The sequence below is a fragment of the Clostridium sp. ZBS15 genome (assembly GCF_023845705.1).
Classification (GTDB): Bacteria; Bacillota; Clostridia; order Clostridiales; family Clostridiaceae; genus Clostridium; species Clostridium aquiflavi.
In genome coordinates, this window is record NZ_JAMQHY010000014.1 from 65,708 (window position 1) to 81,852 (window position 16,145).

A 16,145-nucleotide genomic window follows, 5' to 3' on the forward strand; every position below is an offset into this window, starting at 1 on the left:
GATATTTTATCTATAAGTAACACTATAAATGTTAATAGTGCTAATAAAAATAATCCACCAGTAAATAAATAGTAATTCATAAGTTAGTTAAATAGTAATTTGAATGGGGGGAACCGTTTGTGAGTGAACATTCAGTTGAAGACAGTTTAAAGGCTTGGGAATTTAATGCCCAGTTTTGGGATAACTGCATGGGTGATGAGTCAAATCAATTTCATAGAGAAGTTGTAAAACCAAGAGTAAGTGAATTGCTTGATATTAAAGAAAATGATTTTATACTTGATATTGCCTGTGGAAATGGAAATTACTCTGCCTATATTGCAGAAAAAGGAGCAGATGTTGTTGCTTTTGATTACAGCTCAAAAATGATAACATTGGCAGAGAAAAGACAGTATAAGTACAATAATAAAATTGAGTTTCATGTTATAGATGCAACAAATAGAGATGAACTTCTCTCGCTTAAAAAGGATAAACCATATAGTAAAGTGGTATCTAATATGGCTATTATGGATATTTCAGATATATCTACTTTATTTCAATGTGTAAATTGCCTTCTTAAAGAAGATGGTATATTCGTATTTTCCACACAACATCCTTGTTTTGTGACTCTAACAGAGAAATATTTGTCTGATAATAGTTATACTGGTGAGGCTATTTCAGGTCAGCCAGTATTACAATGTTATTATCATCGTTCATTACAAGACATATTTAATCTATGTTTTCAAAGTGGTTTTGTAATTGATGGTTTTTATGAAGAAAGCTTTGGAGTTAAAGAAAAACCAGATGTAATAATTGTTCGTGCAAGGAAATGCAATAGATAAATTCCAATTTGGAAGGGAGATTTTTGATGATAACTAAACACGTAATAGTAGAAGATAGAGAGATATATAGTTAGATAAAAAAAGATAGGGCTTTGAAATATCCAGAAGATATAGATTCATTAAAATAGGGGCAATTATATGAAATTCAAAAATAAAAAAGTGAAAGTGTCACTTATATGTATCATTTGTATAATTATTATAGGGATAGTGGGGGTTATAAGTACAAACCATTTTAATGCTAGTTATGATAAACTAAAGGGGTCAGAGCAACAGATTTTAGATGAAGTTGATAAATATTGCAAGGCAAATTCTAAATCACAAATATGGAAGGACTTTGATTTAGAAAAGAGAACCATAATGGCAATTGATAAAGCTTCAGGAAAAGCTTTTCTGATTAATCCAAAGAATGATGTAAGTGGAATATTTGCTAAAAAAATTAATATGCCAGCTGACTCAGCTATTAAGGTTTACCGTGTATCTTGCTTTGCACCGCAAATGATTCAATTTATATTTGATGGTAACTTCAACACTGTTGGTAAAAAATATAAAGTATTTGGGAATGAAATATTTTATACAAAATATTTAGATTCAAGCTCTATTAAGCAGGAATTTACTTCATCACATTACATAACATTTTTAAGTCATGAGGCATTCCATTATTATATGCAGGAAAATTGGAATGGTGGGAGTCGTTTTTCAACGGATTTATTGAGTACAAAAGACATAGAGTTAATTCGTAAGGAGTATGATGTACTAGCTAAAATTCAAGAAGCTTTACTTTCAGGAGACTTTGTTAGAGATATGTTAATTAACTATACTAAAGAATATATTGATGTAATGGATCAGCGAATTAAAAGAAATAAACAATATTTGGATGCAGAGTTGTCTATGGAGACAGCAGAAGGTACAGCAGCTTATGTAGGAATTAAGGCATCAGAGGCTGTTGGATATGATTATGGTGTTATGTATTTTGATAATGTTAAAAATGTTTCAATCTCAGAAGTTATGACTAAATTTGATGAAGGTTACATTGAAAAAAGTTTTCTTGCTGACCGTATGCCTTATGAAACAGGTGCATTATTATGCTTACTTATGGATGCTATTAATGTAGAAGATTGGCAGGAAAAACTTAATAACCAAACTAATGATAATCCTGTTTCATTATATTCTATTTTAAAAGAGTTTAGTGAAAGTAATTTTTAGAATTATATGCTGGATAAGATGGTAAGCAATCGCTTACTGCCTTATCCAGCTTTTTAAATTTATATAATAATTTTATTATAAATTATAAAAAAATTATTTTTATTGAAACAAAATTTAATATATAGGTATCATTATTAGTGTAAGGAGTGTGAAATGTGCAAGAAACAAATATTGAAAAATTAATTACTGACATATACAACAATACTTATGATGATGTATTAAGATATGTAGTATCAAAATGTAGAAGTAGTGATGATATAGCAGATATAATGCAAAATATATATTTGAATTTTTATAAAGCTTTAAAAAATAAAAGAGAAATAAAAGAATATAAAAAGTATTTAATAAGAATTGCAAGAAATGAAGTATATAAGCATTATGGATTATTAAAAATGTTTCAAAATCATATTCCAATATTTTCACTAAATGATGAGAAACAATTTAAAAACATTCAGGAGAATTTAAATATTGAATATAACTATGAAGAAGAAGCATTATGTGAGGAAATATGGGGGTATATAAAGAAAAAGGATATGCTTACTTTTAAGATATTTGTTTTATATTTTCAAAGTGATTTGAAAATAAAAGATATAAGTAAGAGCCTTAATGTAAGCGAGTCCACTGTTAAAAATAGACTGTATCGAACAATGAATAAAATAAATGAAGAATTTGAAATATAGGAGGGTGTATTTTGAATAAAGAGGATATAGTTAAAAAAGCAATTCACAAAGGATTAGAATCTAAAGAAGAGATATTACAGAATATTTTAAATGTAGTGAGAGAAGAGGAAAAAATAGAAAATAAAAAAATTGATTTAGAAATATTAATACTAGAATTAATTCAAAGAAAGGATATGTATGGATATGCAATAATTAAAGAATTAGGAATTAAGTCTAAGGACACATTTCTAATGAAAGAAGGCGAAATATATCCAATTTTACATTACTTAGAAAGAAATGCTTTATTAGAATCATACTGGATTCGTGAAAGTGATAATATAGATAAAAAATATTATAGATTAACTAGAAAAGGAAGAGAATATTTAAAACTTAGGGCTGATGATACTAAAAACATTAAAATGTTAGAAAATATGGCAAAATTACAAAAGATAACATAAGTATATTTTAAAATAAGATACTTAAATAATAAAAAGTACTTAAAGTGTTAATGTTTAATAAGTTAAAAATGAATTATAATCTGGTGAGGTGATAGAAAGATGAATATAAAAGATAGTGATGATATAAAAAAATATATTAATGATGTGTGTTCACAAGTAAAGAATAAAAGAATGCATAATGAAATAAGAGATGAACTAAGTGCACATTTAGAGGAAAAGACAAATGAATATATAAAATCAGGAGAAAAAAAAGAGAAGGCTTTAAAGAAAGCAATTAACGAAATGGGCTCTTCTAAACATGTAGGAAGTGAACTTAATATGCTACATAAGTCTAAGCCAGAATGGAGCATAATAGCGTTAAGTATTGGATTGGTATTATTTAGTGCTGTAATAATAAGGTTTTTTGAGTGGAATGTAGAACTTGAAAATAATCATATATCAAAGAATAATATTATATTTAGCATACTAGCCATATTTGTATTTATAATGTCATGCTTCATTGATTATAGGAAAATTAAAAAGTATTCAAAATATATTTATGCTATTGGTTTATTCTCTTTAGCTTATACTGTATTTTCAGGAATTCAAGGTTTTAATGGAGTAAGACAATGGTTACCAATAGGTGGATTAACTATAAATATTGGATATTTTGCACCAATAATAATAGTAATTGCTTTAGCAGGAATATATGATAAGTATGATTGGACTAATAAAAGAAAAATTATAATAGCTTTATTTTTAGGCTTATTACCATTGATATTACTTGTTAGAACAAATTCACTATTTAGTTTTATTATTTATGGAATTTCATTGATTATATTAGTATATTTATCAAAATCAAGCAAAAAGATATTAGGATTATTTATTAGTATTGAAACATTAATTATGATTTTAAGCAAAATAGGTTTTGATACTATTTCAAATTTCATTGATAGAAGTAATAATATTAATGGATATGGATATATTTATAATCAACTTAAAATAATTAGAGATTCGTCAGTATTAATTGGAAGAGCTACTAACTTTGATAAAAATATTATTCCAGAGTTTTATATTGATTATATTCTTTCATATATAATATATAATTTTGGTTGGATAGTTGGAATTGTAATTATTACTTTAATTGGAGTATTAATAATAAGAATGATTAAAGTAGCAGTATGTGTAAAAAATACTTATGCTAAATCTTTAGTTTTAGGAGTTGTATCCATAATAACAATTCAATTTATTTGCAATGTATTAATGACTTTTGGAATTACTATAAGTGTGCATTCACCTATGCCACTACCTTTTATAAGTTATGGAGGAACAAGTACTATTATAAACATGTTTATAGTTGGAATTATAATCAATGTATACAAAGGGAAAAATATATCTAAAATTGAAAAAATATAATGTTAGAATATGGAGTGAAAAGTAAAGAGACATTTAAGTTTAATGTGAAAAATTTTTAATAATATTATTTTTAAATGGCTTATTTAATATATATTTGATATTTTAATGTTATATTTTTATAAATTTTATAATTTATAAAATTTACTATTAATATTAGCAAATTTTAGCACGAGTATATATATGGAAATATTAATATTATATAGAAAATTATATTTATAATATTAACTATATATATTAGAAGGAGTTTAATAAGTTTGGTAATAAAAAATAGTATTGAATATTCTTTAGCAAAATTAACTTCTATTGATGAAAAAATAATAACTATGGGAATAGTTCAAAAATTCCAGAAAGATACTTTAATTATATGTGCTAATGAAAAAACGAAGTTAAAAGTTGGGGAAGAAGTTTTTATAAATATTTTTAATAATAATCAAGGTATCTCCATATACAATGGTATCATAAATAATATATTAAAAAATACTATAGTGGTTAAAAATATAAAGTTTTTACTAGATAAAGAAAGAAGAAATAACAATAGAATTATTGTAAATATACCTTTAAAAGTAGCTAAGATACGTAACATATGTGAAAACGTAATGCAGCTATCTAAACCTATTTTTATGACAAGTAAAAATTTAAGTATTAGAGGAATACTATTAGAGTGTGTTTTAGACATTCCAGAAGATATTAACTTTTTCATTGAATTACCTATAGAAGATAAAAAAATATATATAGAAACTATTACTAAAAGAAAATATGAAAAGGATAATTTATATTATTATGGATGTGAATTCATACTAAAAAATGCATCAGAAAATTATTTGTTAGAAAATTTTATACTTAAAAATTATAATACCAAATTTTTCAAATATTATCCAAAATAATTTTGAAATATATAAGTAAAATAAAATTTTATTATGAAATTTAGGACTATAAATTAAATATTTATGGTCTTTTTTTTGTGAATTTTTTGTATAAGTAAATAAATTTCAAATTAAGAATTCTTAAAGCCAAATTACAATACCACTTAATCTATTGCATATATCCACGCATATTTAAAACGTAGTCTTAATAAAAAATTAATATATTACAAGGGAATATTATGTAGTTAAAACATGTATTTAGTGTTAAAATATAACATAAAAGGGGATGAATAATATTGAATATTAAGAAGAAACTTACTATTGTTATATTTGCTGTTGCAATAATGTTTATTGGTATTCCAACAATGAATGTACAAGCTGCAAGTAATGATAATAAAATAATATCAGATAATGATGTAACAGTAAAAGAAGCTAAAAATTGGGCTAAATCTAAAGGTGCAACTAAGACCTTTATTGGTTTAGCAGATTTGTATTGGGAATATGCAGAGGATTGTGGTGATGTAAATCCAGCAATAGCATATGTACAATCAGCTAAAGAAACTGGATATGGTAATTTTACTGGTGTTTTAGATGAAAGTTATAATAATCCGTGTGGGCTTAAGACAGCAGCAGGTGGAGATGACAATGATAAAAATGCCCATGAAAAATTTGATAATTGGGATGAAGGAGTACAAGCTCACATGGATCACTTAGCATTATATGCAGGTGCCAAGGGATATCCTAAAAGTGACAGCTATGATCCAAGAAATTTTAGAACTATAAAAGGAAAAGCAAAAACAGTTAAAGAATTAAGTGGTGTTTGGGCTCCAAGTTCTACATATGGTAAAGAAGTAAATGCTCTTTATAATGATTTATTAAGATATTCTGGAGCGAAAGTAGAAGATAGTGATGATAAAGGTAATTCATCAAATGTATTACCTAATCCAGCAATTCCAGAGAATAAGCCTAGTTTACCCAATATAAATGAAGTTACTAATAATCAAAATAGTGATAATGTTAATATTTCATCTAATATTGGTTGGAAATATGCAAATGGATATTGGTTATATTATAAATCAGATAATACAAAGGCTAATGGATGGATAAATCCAGATGGAAATTGGTATTATTTAGATCAAAATGGATATATGAAAAATGGTTGGATAAACTTAAATAACACTTGGTATTACTTAAAAAGCTCAGGAGCTATGGCAAAAGGATGGCTTAACATTAATGGTACATGGTACTATTTAAAAGATAGTGGGGCTATGGTGAATGGACTTAATAAGATAAACAATAAAATATATTATTTTGATAATAGTGGTTCAATGAAAGTTGGTTGGGAAAAAGTCAATAATTATTGGTATTACTTCAGTTTAAGTGGAGATATGCAAATAGGTTGGTTAAATATTAATGGAACAAGTTATTATTTATATGACACTGGAGCCATGGCAAAAGGCTGGATTAATGTTGATAACAATTGGTATTTCTTAAATGATGATGGATCAGTAGCAAAAGGTTGGATTTTAAGCAATGGAGATAATTATTATTTAGATGGAAATACAGGAAAAATGATAGTAGATAGTGTGATAGGTGGATATGTTATTGGTTTAGATGGTAAGAGATTGGGTTTATCTTCTGATAAAGAATCAAATAAGTATAATGATAAAAATAAAGACAAAGATATGAAGAAGGATAATGATAAAAATTCAGAAGAGAAAACAATAGTTATAGATGCAGGTCATGATTATGGAAAAGATTATGGATCTGAAAATAAAATCGATGGAACAACCTATAGTGAAACAGATTTAAATATACAAGTTGCATCTAAACTTAAAAGTGAATTAGAAGATAGAGGATTTAATGTAATAATGACAAGAAAAGCTAAAGAAAGACCATCTTATGGATCTTTAACAGCAAGTCTTTCTCATAAAACAGATACTGCTAATGATGAAAATGCCGATTTCTTTATAAGCATCCATCATAATTCAGCAGTAGAAACTGCTAAAGGGGTTGAGACTTATTATAGCACTGCACCTAAAGATGATAAGTATGGTGGGAATTTAGATTATAATAGACTTGAAAAAAGCAAAAAAATGGCTAAAGTTATAAATGATAGTATTGTAAAAGTCATAGATACTAAAAATCGTGGAGCTAAGAGTGATTCTGAACGTACATTATTTGTACTTAGAAATACTAATATGCCAGCAGTCTTAGTTGAAGTTGGATTTATAACCAATACTGAAGAAGCAGAGAGATGTGCAGATTCATATTATCAAAAGAAAGTTGCAAAGGCAATTGCAGAAGCAATTGATGAAAATTTTAATATAATATCAAATAAATAATATAACCTCATAAATAGTTTTAATCACAATAACTATTTATGAGGTTTTAATTAATTTATAAGTTCTATAGCTTTTTGAATCGAGTTATCATCTTTTAAATCTAAAGTTTTTGTAGCATCAATGATTATGTCTGGATCTGTTCTACATTCAAAATTGCAACTGCCATCAGCAGCTAATCCCATTTCTTTAGGAAACCTAAAGATATAACCACTATTAGGAAGAACTGCTATTGCAGGGTCAGAACCAATGCCATCTCCACCAGTTTTTTCACCTATTAATGTAGCAAACTTAGTATTTTTTGCAAAGCTTGCAAATGCTTCTGATGAAGAAAAAACATATTTATCTACTAGTAAATATATTTTACCTTTAAAATCAATAGGGTTTTTTGGTGAAATATTTATAGTGTCAGCAGAGTAATATTTAAAATCTTCTTTTAATTCTTTAGGAAGATTTGTTAGTTTTTCTTTATCTATATCAGAAATAGAATTAAAATTTTTATAGCCACCATTCCATCTACATTGAACAAATTCCTCAGTTAAATTTCCGCCTCTGTAAACTGTGTAATTTGAACTACTCAAAGGCTCATTTATTAAAGCAGGGACAAGATTGTCAGTCCAATAACGTGTATCTCCACCACCATTACCTCTTATATCTATAATTAATCCTTTATAGTCTTTTATTTCTTTTAAAAATGGAAGTATAATTTTAAAATCATTTTCTATATTAAAACTATTAAGTGATTTTATAGACAGATAAGCAGCTTTACCTTCTTCAAATATTTTAGTATTTATATTATCTTTTGTTATCTTATCTTTATTAGATGAAGATAAATCAGAATTTTTATCATTTGAATTAAAGGCATATCTTTGAAGCGCTTTATGTTCATTTAATTTTTTTACCCATGCTTTATTAGATTTGCGATCTTGCTCATATAAAGCTTTAAGACGAGAAAATCTTTCTTTAGAAATCATATCAGTATGTCCATTGTTAAGATCAGATAAAACTTTTTCTAATGTATTAAAAAAGTCTATATCACCAGTAGTATTTTTTATCATAGAAATATAATCATCCCTTTTGGATAACCAATCTAAATTATTCATTCTTTTGTTAACTTCAAAATAAGGATAGTTTTCTTCTAGAATTTTATACATATATTCAAAATCCTCTAATTTTTCTTCAGTACTTAATGGTTTTAAATTTTCAGTATTACTTAAAGTAGGAGTACTGGAGCTACATCCTATTAAAAATAACATTAAGGTAGATAGAAGAATTGTAAATAGTCTTTTCATAAATTATTATCCTTTCAATAACTAAAATTAATATTTAAATAATATATAAATATTATACCTCTAAATTAAAATGATGTAAAAAATGGAATAAAATATAATATGTTGTCAATTTAAATGAATATGTTGACATTATCAATGTATATAAGCATTTAACAAAAATACAGTCTAAAATAAAGGAATATTTTCCTGTATAATATAATGTAGATAATTAAGGAAAAAATTTAGAAAGGAAATTTATATATTATGGATAAACAGTATATAAAAGAAAAAATATTTGAAGCTTGGGCTATTTCAATATGTTATATTAAATATCCTGAAAAAACTATGAAATATTTAAAGAGTAATGAATTAGATGATTTTACTTATAATAAAACTCTACAAAAAATTATAGAATCATATAGAGTTGATAAAGATGAAAAAATATAATTAGAAATATGAAAAGAAGATAGAGTAGGAGAGTTTAATGATGGGTAGAATCTTTATGATACTAACTACAATAATAGCAATAATTATTATATTTTTAAGAAATCTTAATAGAAATGTTAGTATATATAAAAAAATCAAAAAAGTATTAAAGGAGACCAATAGAACGTACAGAAATTTATTTAAAGAAAAATCTTTATTACTTAGAAATGGTCAAATTATTATGTTAATAGGGGCAGAATTTTTTATAAGTATAACAGTATCAGTAGGTATAATTAAAAATTTTGACTTATTTTTAGCACATAGATTGGATTTATTAGTTAAATTGGTACTTATATTAGGAATAATAACTGTAATACATTATTCTGTTGGATATGTATTATTAATTATAAGTAGAATACATGCTATATTTCATAGAGTTGAAGACAAAACTACTAAGATAGACTTGCTTTTATCTTATTTTATATTAAGTTCATATTTTACTATATTAATATTGTTACCTGATGAATTTAAAAAGAATTACATAATAGGATTGTTAGGAGTTGTCATATGCTACATATTAAATTTAAAGGTACTTGTTAATGTTATAAGAAATCCAGCAACTCTTAAAATAAAGGAAGAAAATAGTTTTAATAGTATACTAGTGTCAGCTATATTAATAATTATACTTATAATAATAAATTTATTTTTAGGTGTTTGCTTTATAAATAGTATTTCACCAGATTCTTATACAAATGTAAGTGGTAATATTGATCTATTTTATTATACAATAATGACATTTACTACAATCGGTTATGGGGATATAGTGCCAGTTACAGTAGAAGCTAAACTTATGGCTGTGGTTATAGCTATAACGAGTGTAATATGTATAGGTATATTTTTAAGTACAATATTATCTTATACTAATAATAAAGGTGAGAATTGAGAGTGGAAAGTGGAGAGTAAATAAAAAAAATTTTTATTGGAATTTTAAAATATAATTTTTAAAGAAGATATTTAGGACTTTCAACCTGTAAATTCTCAACTCTCAACTAAAAAAAGGGCATAACGCCCTTTTTTTATACACATAATTTTATTTGATAGAGCCTTGAACGATTCCTTGAATAATTTGTCTTTGTACAAAGAAGTAAAAGATAATTATTGGGATAATAGCTAATATTAAAGCAGCCATTGCAAGTTCCCATTGTTTTGAGAAAGCACCAAAGAAATTATTCATAGCAAGTGGAATAGTGTTTATCTTACCATTGACAGTTAAGAATGGTAGCAAGAAGTCGTTCCATACCCATATTCCATTTAATACAGCTACAGTTACAGTAGTAGGTTTTAAAAGTGGAAGAATTACTTTAGTGAAAACTTTCCATTTACTACAACCATCTATGATAGCAGCCTCTTCAATTTCTTTAGGAATTCCTTTTATTACACCGTGGTACAAGAATATGCTCATACTTGATCCAAATCCAATATACATAAAGATTAATCCATAATGTGTACCTAACATGCTAAAATTAATGGAATCGATGCCTAAAATGCCCATCCATTTAACAAGTGGTAACATTACAGCTTGGAAAGGAACTACCATAGCAGCAACAAATAAGTAAAATATAATTTTACTGGCCTTAGATTCATTACGAACTAAAACCCAAGATGCCATTGAAGAAAATAAAATTATTAAAGCAACACTTATAACAGTTATTATGATAGAGTTGATGAAAGCACTAGTCATATGCATTCTATCAATAGCGTCTAAGTAATTGATAAAGTTCCATGTAGATGGTAAACCAGTTGTATTTACAAAGATTTCTCTTCTAGTTTTAAAAGAGTTTATAAACATTAAGTAAAAAGGAGTTAGATAAATTATTAATGCAATCCATGTTAGTATTTCTAATACGCCTAATTTACGGCTATATCCATTTAATGTTGATAATTTTTTGGCTTTTTTAGGTGAACTACTAGTGTTTTCTACAACATTTGTTTTCATTATGCTTCTACCTCCTTCTTTTTATTAAAGTACACTTGTGTTAATGAGACAGCAGTTACAAATATAAAGAAAATAATAGCCTTTGCTTGTCCTACGCCCATGTTGTTTACTAAAAAAGCTTCCCTATATATATTTAAAGATAACATTTCAGTTGTCTTTGCAGATGTTAAAGAGAAATTTAAATCAAACATTTTAAATGAATTAGCTAATGTTAAGAATAAACATACTGTAATTGCAGGTCTTACCATAGGAATTGTAATATGTTTGAAGGTTTGCAAGCCATTAGCTCCATCAATATGACTAGCCTCTAATAAATCAGTAGGTACATTTTCAAGGGAAGCAACATAAATAACCATTATATATCCAGCATATTGCCATGAAGCAACTATTAACATTGCAAACATTGCTGTACCAGGATTTTGTAATAGTGAAGTTCCTAAAAATGATGAACCTATGTTTTGGCCAATTGAAGTAAATACAGAGTTGAATAAAAATTGCCATATAAATCCTAAAATTAATCCACCTATTAAGTTTGGCATGAAGAAACCAGTTCTTAAAATATTCTTAGTTTTTAAATTTCTAGTAACTATATATGCTAGTCCAAACCCAATTAAATTAATAGTAATTACGCTTGCAATAGTATATAGAATTGTTATTTTAAATGAATAAAGAAATTGAGTATCTTTCCAAATACTTAAATAATTTTCAAATCCAACGAAACCATATTTTGGATTAGCACCATTCCAGTCTGTAAATGTGTAATAAATACCCATAAAGAAAGGGATTATTACTACCATGATAAGAGAGAACAAACATGGACCTATAAAAAGCCAAAAGTCTCTTTGTTCTTTACTATTCTTTTTCATATTTTCACTCCTTTGTAATAAAAATCACTATATATACAAATACAACTTATGTGTAATTAATGCTATATGTAATGATAAACATCCATAAGGTAAAGTAATCTCCTTATGAAGTTAATTTTTAGCTCTGTTTTAAATGTGTGTTAATATATGCAATAAGTTCAATTACTAAGTTCACTTTGCTTATGCATATATCAACACTCTGCTAAAACAGAGCTAAATTTAAAAAACATTATTTAGTAGCATCTTGTAATTGTTGAAGCATTTGATTTTTATCAATTTCTCCTCTGGCAAATTTAGAGAATACAGGTCCAATATTATTCATTGTGAATCCATCAGGAAGATTTGTGAATGCCCAAGGAATAGTCTTACCAGCTTTGTTGAATTCAACTATAGATTTAGCTAATTCATCTTCAGGTTCAACTGTGAAGTTTGTGAATGCAGGAATCATCTTCATATCTTTTACTAGAGAATTTTGTCCAGCTTCACTAGTTACCATCCAATTTAAGAAATCTTTAGCTTCTTTATTAACAGCTGAATCTTTATTAACAACCCAGTACATAGGTACTCCAACAGGAATACTTCCACTTATTTTTGGATCATTGTTAATTGCTAATGGAATAAAACCTTTAGGAAAGTTTGCGTCTAAGCCAGCTAAATCTTTACTAGTCCAGTTACCTTGATGTAAGAAAGCAGTTTTGTGTGATGCTCCAAAGTTACCAACTTGAGTAGTATAATCTATTGTATCTAGAGTAGCACCCCCGCCATATTTAACAAGTAATTCAACTAAGTTCATCCAATCTTTAAAATATTGATTATTAACAAAGTCAGCTTTTCCATCAATATAATCTTTAACAAATTGAGTAGGATTATCTTGTACTGCTAAAGGAATATTGAAAGTATGGTTACCAGTAACCCAAGTTTCTTTAGTTGTATAAGATACTACATTGTCTATTCCTAATTCAGCTTTCATAGAATCTAATTTTTCAAATGTAGCTTTTAATTTATCAAAAGTATCTATAGAAGCAGGATCTATTTCAGCTTTATCTAAGATATCTTTATTATACATTAATCCATAACCTTCAGTTGCAGCAGGCATACCATAAACCTTACCATCAACTGTAACTGTATCTAATGTACCATGAACTGCATCTTTTACCCAAGGTTCAGTAGTTAATTCATCAATTTTATGTTGCCATACACCGTAATCTCCAGCACCTTGAATCATGAATATATCAGGTTCAGTACCTTTTTGGAATTCAGCTTTTAGTGCAGCACCATAATCAGCACCACCACCAACAGAAGTTATATCTACCTTAACACCTGTTTCATCTTCATATTTTTTAGCAAGTTCTTTTAATTGATCATTGATTTCAACTTTTAATTGAAACACTCTAACTGTTTTTCCTTTTCCATCCTTTTTAGCACTATTTCCAGCATTAGATGATGAACAACCAGCTACTGTACCTAATAGAAGTGAAGCTGCTAATACTGTTGATAATGTTTTTTTCATTCTTAATTTCATTTTGTACCCCTCCTATAAAATAGTTGACTATATAACCATATATGGAAACGATTCCGAAATACATGTTAATAAATTATATACGAATAATATTAAATATATGCCTATCTTTTTTACCTTTAATTTATATTTAACATTTGAATTCGTTTACTGTGATTAGAAAAATAAAAATATTAATAAAATATATCGGAAACGATTCCTAAAAACGATATAAGCTTGTACAAAAAACAATATAAATCGTTTTCTTGAATTAAGTATATCATCACATATTTTAATTTTCAAGTATTATACAAGGGAAAAATTTATTTTATTATAAATAAATTGAATAATTAAGATAAAATTCACAATTTAGAAAATATTAAAAAATATTAATTGAAAAAGTGGAATTACAATGATAATATAATAATTGGAAACGGTTCTAATTATTATATTATTTAAAATTTGATAAATTATACTTAAATAATTAGAAGGGAATATTACATGAGGAAAAATATATTTTATACAAAGAGTAAAAAAGAGAATTATAAAAAGAATATTGGGTTTTTAAAAAGTTTAAGTGTGAAAGTTAAATTAAGAGCTTCATATATAATATTATCTTTATTAATATTTTTAATAGCATTAATCTCTATTAAAAGCATAGATACTGTGAGTAGAAACTCTAGTAGAATCTACAATATAAATTTTAAAGTTATACAAACTATAGATAATATTAATTCAAATATAAAAGAACTTGATTCATATTTTATGAATATATTTATGAGTTCTGACACTAATGAGAGTTATAAATATTCTAATAAAATTAAAATATTATTACAACAAACAAATACATTTCTAGAAAATTACGAAAATATAAATACTTCAGAAATTGAAATAAATAAATTTGTACAATTAAAAGATGACATAAATAATCTGGAAAAGTATTCTTTAGATATATTAAATTTAATAGATTCTGGAAAAATAAATGAAGCAAATGAAATATATAATAAAGATATGCTTAGAATGAAAAATAACGTTTATGATTTATTAAAAACACTCATTAATTTATCTGAAAGTAATGCTGAAAAATGTGATGTAGAAAATAATAAAATATTTAAATCAGTTTCAATAATGACTATAATAATAGCTTTAATAGGATTAGCTACTTCATTTATATTAATATTTCTAATAGGCAGACTTATAATAAATCCTTTAAAGAAAATAGAAAATTTAGCAGAGAGAATGTCTAAGTATGATATTTCAGAAAATATAGATTTAAATAGTGAAGATGAATTTGGAAGAACTGGAAAATTATTAAATAGATCTCAAGAAAATATTAGAGCTTTGATATCATTAATAATTAGAGAATCATATGATTTAAGTTCATTAAGTGAAGAATTATCTGCTACTGTACAAGAAGTAAATTCAAAAGTAGAATTGGTAAATACATCTACAGAGGATATAAATAATTCAATGAAACAAACTGGTAAAACTTATAGTGAAATAAATAATTCTATTAGCAATGTTAATAATAATATGGAAAAATTATATCATAAAGCAGAAGATGGTAATATTAATTCAAATAAGATTAAAAGTAAAGCAATTACAATAAAAAAAGATAGTGAAAAAGCACTAAATAATATATCCGATATATATTCAAATAAAAAAGCAGAAATTTTAAGTGCAATTGAAGATGTAAAAGTAGTAAATGAAATTAAAAAAATGGCTGATATAATAGATAATATTTCAGAGCAAACTAATCTTTTAGCATTAAATGCTTCAATTGAAGCTGCAAGAGCAGGAGAAGCTGGAAAAGGATTTAGTGTTGTTGCAAATGAAGTAAAAAGATTAGCTGAAGAATCATCAAATGCAGTAAGTACGATTAAAAATACTATAAATAAAGTTGAATTATCAGTTAATAATTTATTAGAAAGTAGCAATGATATATTGAGTTTTATAGGAAAAGATATAAATAAGAATTTAAATGACTATTCAGAAATAAGTAGTAAATATATTGAGGATGGTAATTTCATGAGTGATATGTCAAATGAATTAGCAATATTATCAAAAGAAGTAGATTCAAATATGGGAGAAGTAGGCAAGTCTATATATAACATAGGAATAGATAGTGATAAATCAGCTAAAAATATTGATAATATTAAAAATAGTATAAATGATACATCACTTGCAATGAAACAAGTTTTAATGGCAGCAGAAGAACAAGCTAATATAGCATTAAAAATTGATGAGCTTATTAAAAATTTTGTGGTTTAAATAAATAAAAATAAGTAGTTGATGTTGTGTTTTAGAGTGATAATGAAAGTATTTTATTAGTATAAGAGTAAATAAAAAA

13 protein-coding genes and 1 pseudogene are annotated in these 16,145 nt (G+C 25.8%); 10 read left to right on the forward strand and 4 right to left on the reverse strand.

The annotated features are described in order from the left end of the window. The first annotated feature begins 119 nt into the window (after positions 1-119). From NG904_RS07250 to NG904_RS07280, 7 genes are all read left to right on the forward strand, one after another. Positions 120-818, forward strand: a complete 699-nt coding sequence (locus NG904_RS07250) for a class I SAM-dependent methyltransferase (protein ID WP_502801457.1) — start codon at positions 120-122, stop codon at positions 816-818. Positions 819-956: 138 nt separating this feature from the next. Continuing rightward, positions 957-2,021, forward strand: coding sequence for a hypothetical protein (locus NG904_RS07255; protein ID WP_252230762.1), 1,065 nt, complete (start codon positions 957-959; stop codon positions 2,019-2,021). 155 nt (positions 2,022-2,176) lie between these two features. Further along, the gene (locus tag NG904_RS07260) at positions 2,177-2,701 is read left to right on the forward strand and encodes an RNA polymerase sigma factor (RefSeq protein ID WP_252213578.1); all 525 of its coding nucleotides are present in this window, start codon (positions 2,177-2,179) and stop codon (positions 2,699-2,701) included. Positions 2,702-2,712: 11 nt separating this feature from the next. Beyond that, positions 2,713-3,138, forward strand: coding sequence for a PadR family transcriptional regulator (locus NG904_RS07265; RefSeq protein ID WP_252230764.1), 426 nt, complete (start codon positions 2,713-2,715; stop codon positions 3,136-3,138). A 99-nt stretch (positions 3,139-3,237) separates the two neighbouring features. After that, entirely contained in the window at positions 3,238-4,533 is a 1,296-nt protein-coding gene (locus NG904_RS07270; RefSeq protein ID WP_252230766.1) for an FtsW/RodA/SpoVE family cell cycle protein, read from the forward strand. Between the two features lie 254 nt (positions 4,534-4,787). Continuing rightward, positions 4,788-5,417, forward strand: a complete 630-nt coding sequence (locus tag NG904_RS07275) for a PilZ domain-containing protein (RefSeq protein WP_252230768.1) — start codon at positions 4,788-4,790, stop codon at positions 5,415-5,417. A gap of 275 nt (positions 5,418-5,692) precedes the next feature. Then, positions 5,693-7,741: an N-acetylmuramoyl-L-alanine amidase gene (locus NG904_RS07280; protein WP_252230770.1), complete on the forward strand. Its 2,049-nt coding sequence runs from the start codon at positions 5,693-5,695 to the stop codon at positions 7,739-7,741. Positions 7,742-7,791: 50 nt separating this feature from the next. Here NG904_RS07280 and NG904_RS07285 read toward each other — a convergent pair whose 3' ends face one another. Then, complete coding sequence (locus NG904_RS07285) at positions 7,792-9,030, reverse strand: S41 family peptidase (RefSeq protein WP_252230772.1); 1,239 nt, start codon at positions 9,028-9,030, stop codon at positions 7,792-7,794. Positions 9,031-9,297: 267 nt separating this feature from the next. Between NG904_RS07285 and NG904_RS07290 the strand changes: the two are divergent. Together NG904_RS07290 and NG904_RS07295 are read left to right on the forward strand one after the other, a co-directional pair. Then, a pseudogene (locus tag NG904_RS07290) lies at positions 9,298-9,479 on the forward strand (DNA alkylation repair protein); the annotation flags it as partial. Positions 9,480-9,493: 14 nt separating this feature from the next. Next, a complete protein-coding gene (locus NG904_RS07295) occupies positions 9,494-10,378 on the forward strand; it encodes a potassium channel family protein (RefSeq protein ID WP_252213566.1) in 885 nt (294 codons plus the stop codon). 147 nt (positions 10,379-10,525) lie between these two features. Here the strand turns inward: NG904_RS07295 and NG904_RS07300 are convergent, their stop codons facing one another. The 3 genes from NG904_RS07300 to NG904_RS07310 all read right to left on the reverse strand — a co-directional run bounded on the left by NG904_RS07300 (position 10,526) and on the right by NG904_RS07310 (position 13,819). Continuing rightward, the gene (locus NG904_RS07300; protein ID WP_252213564.1) at positions 10,526-11,431 is read right to left on the reverse strand and encodes a carbohydrate ABC transporter permease; all 906 of its coding nucleotides are present in this window, start codon (positions 11,429-11,431) and stop codon (positions 10,526-10,528) included. Next, positions 11,431-12,297, reverse strand: a complete 867-nt coding sequence (locus NG904_RS07305) for a carbohydrate ABC transporter permease (protein WP_252213562.1) — start codon at positions 12,295-12,297, stop codon at positions 11,431-11,433. Before NG904_RS07305 ends, NG904_RS07300 begins: the two co-directional genes overlap by 1 nt. Before the next feature lie 229 nt (positions 12,298-12,526). Further along, the gene (locus NG904_RS07310; RefSeq protein ID WP_252213560.1) at positions 12,527-13,819 is read right to left on the reverse strand and encodes an ABC transporter substrate-binding protein; all 1,293 of its coding nucleotides are present in this window, start codon (positions 13,817-13,819) and stop codon (positions 12,527-12,529) included. 477 nt (positions 13,820-14,296) lie between these two features. On the opposite strand from NG904_RS07310, the gene NG904_RS07315 reads away from it, so the two are divergent. After that, the gene (locus NG904_RS07315; RefSeq protein WP_252230776.1) at positions 14,297-16,066 is read left to right on the forward strand and encodes a methyl-accepting chemotaxis protein; all 1,770 of its coding nucleotides are present in this window, start codon (positions 14,297-14,299) and stop codon (positions 16,064-16,066) included. The last annotated feature ends 79 nt before the right edge of the window (positions 16,067-16,145 follow it).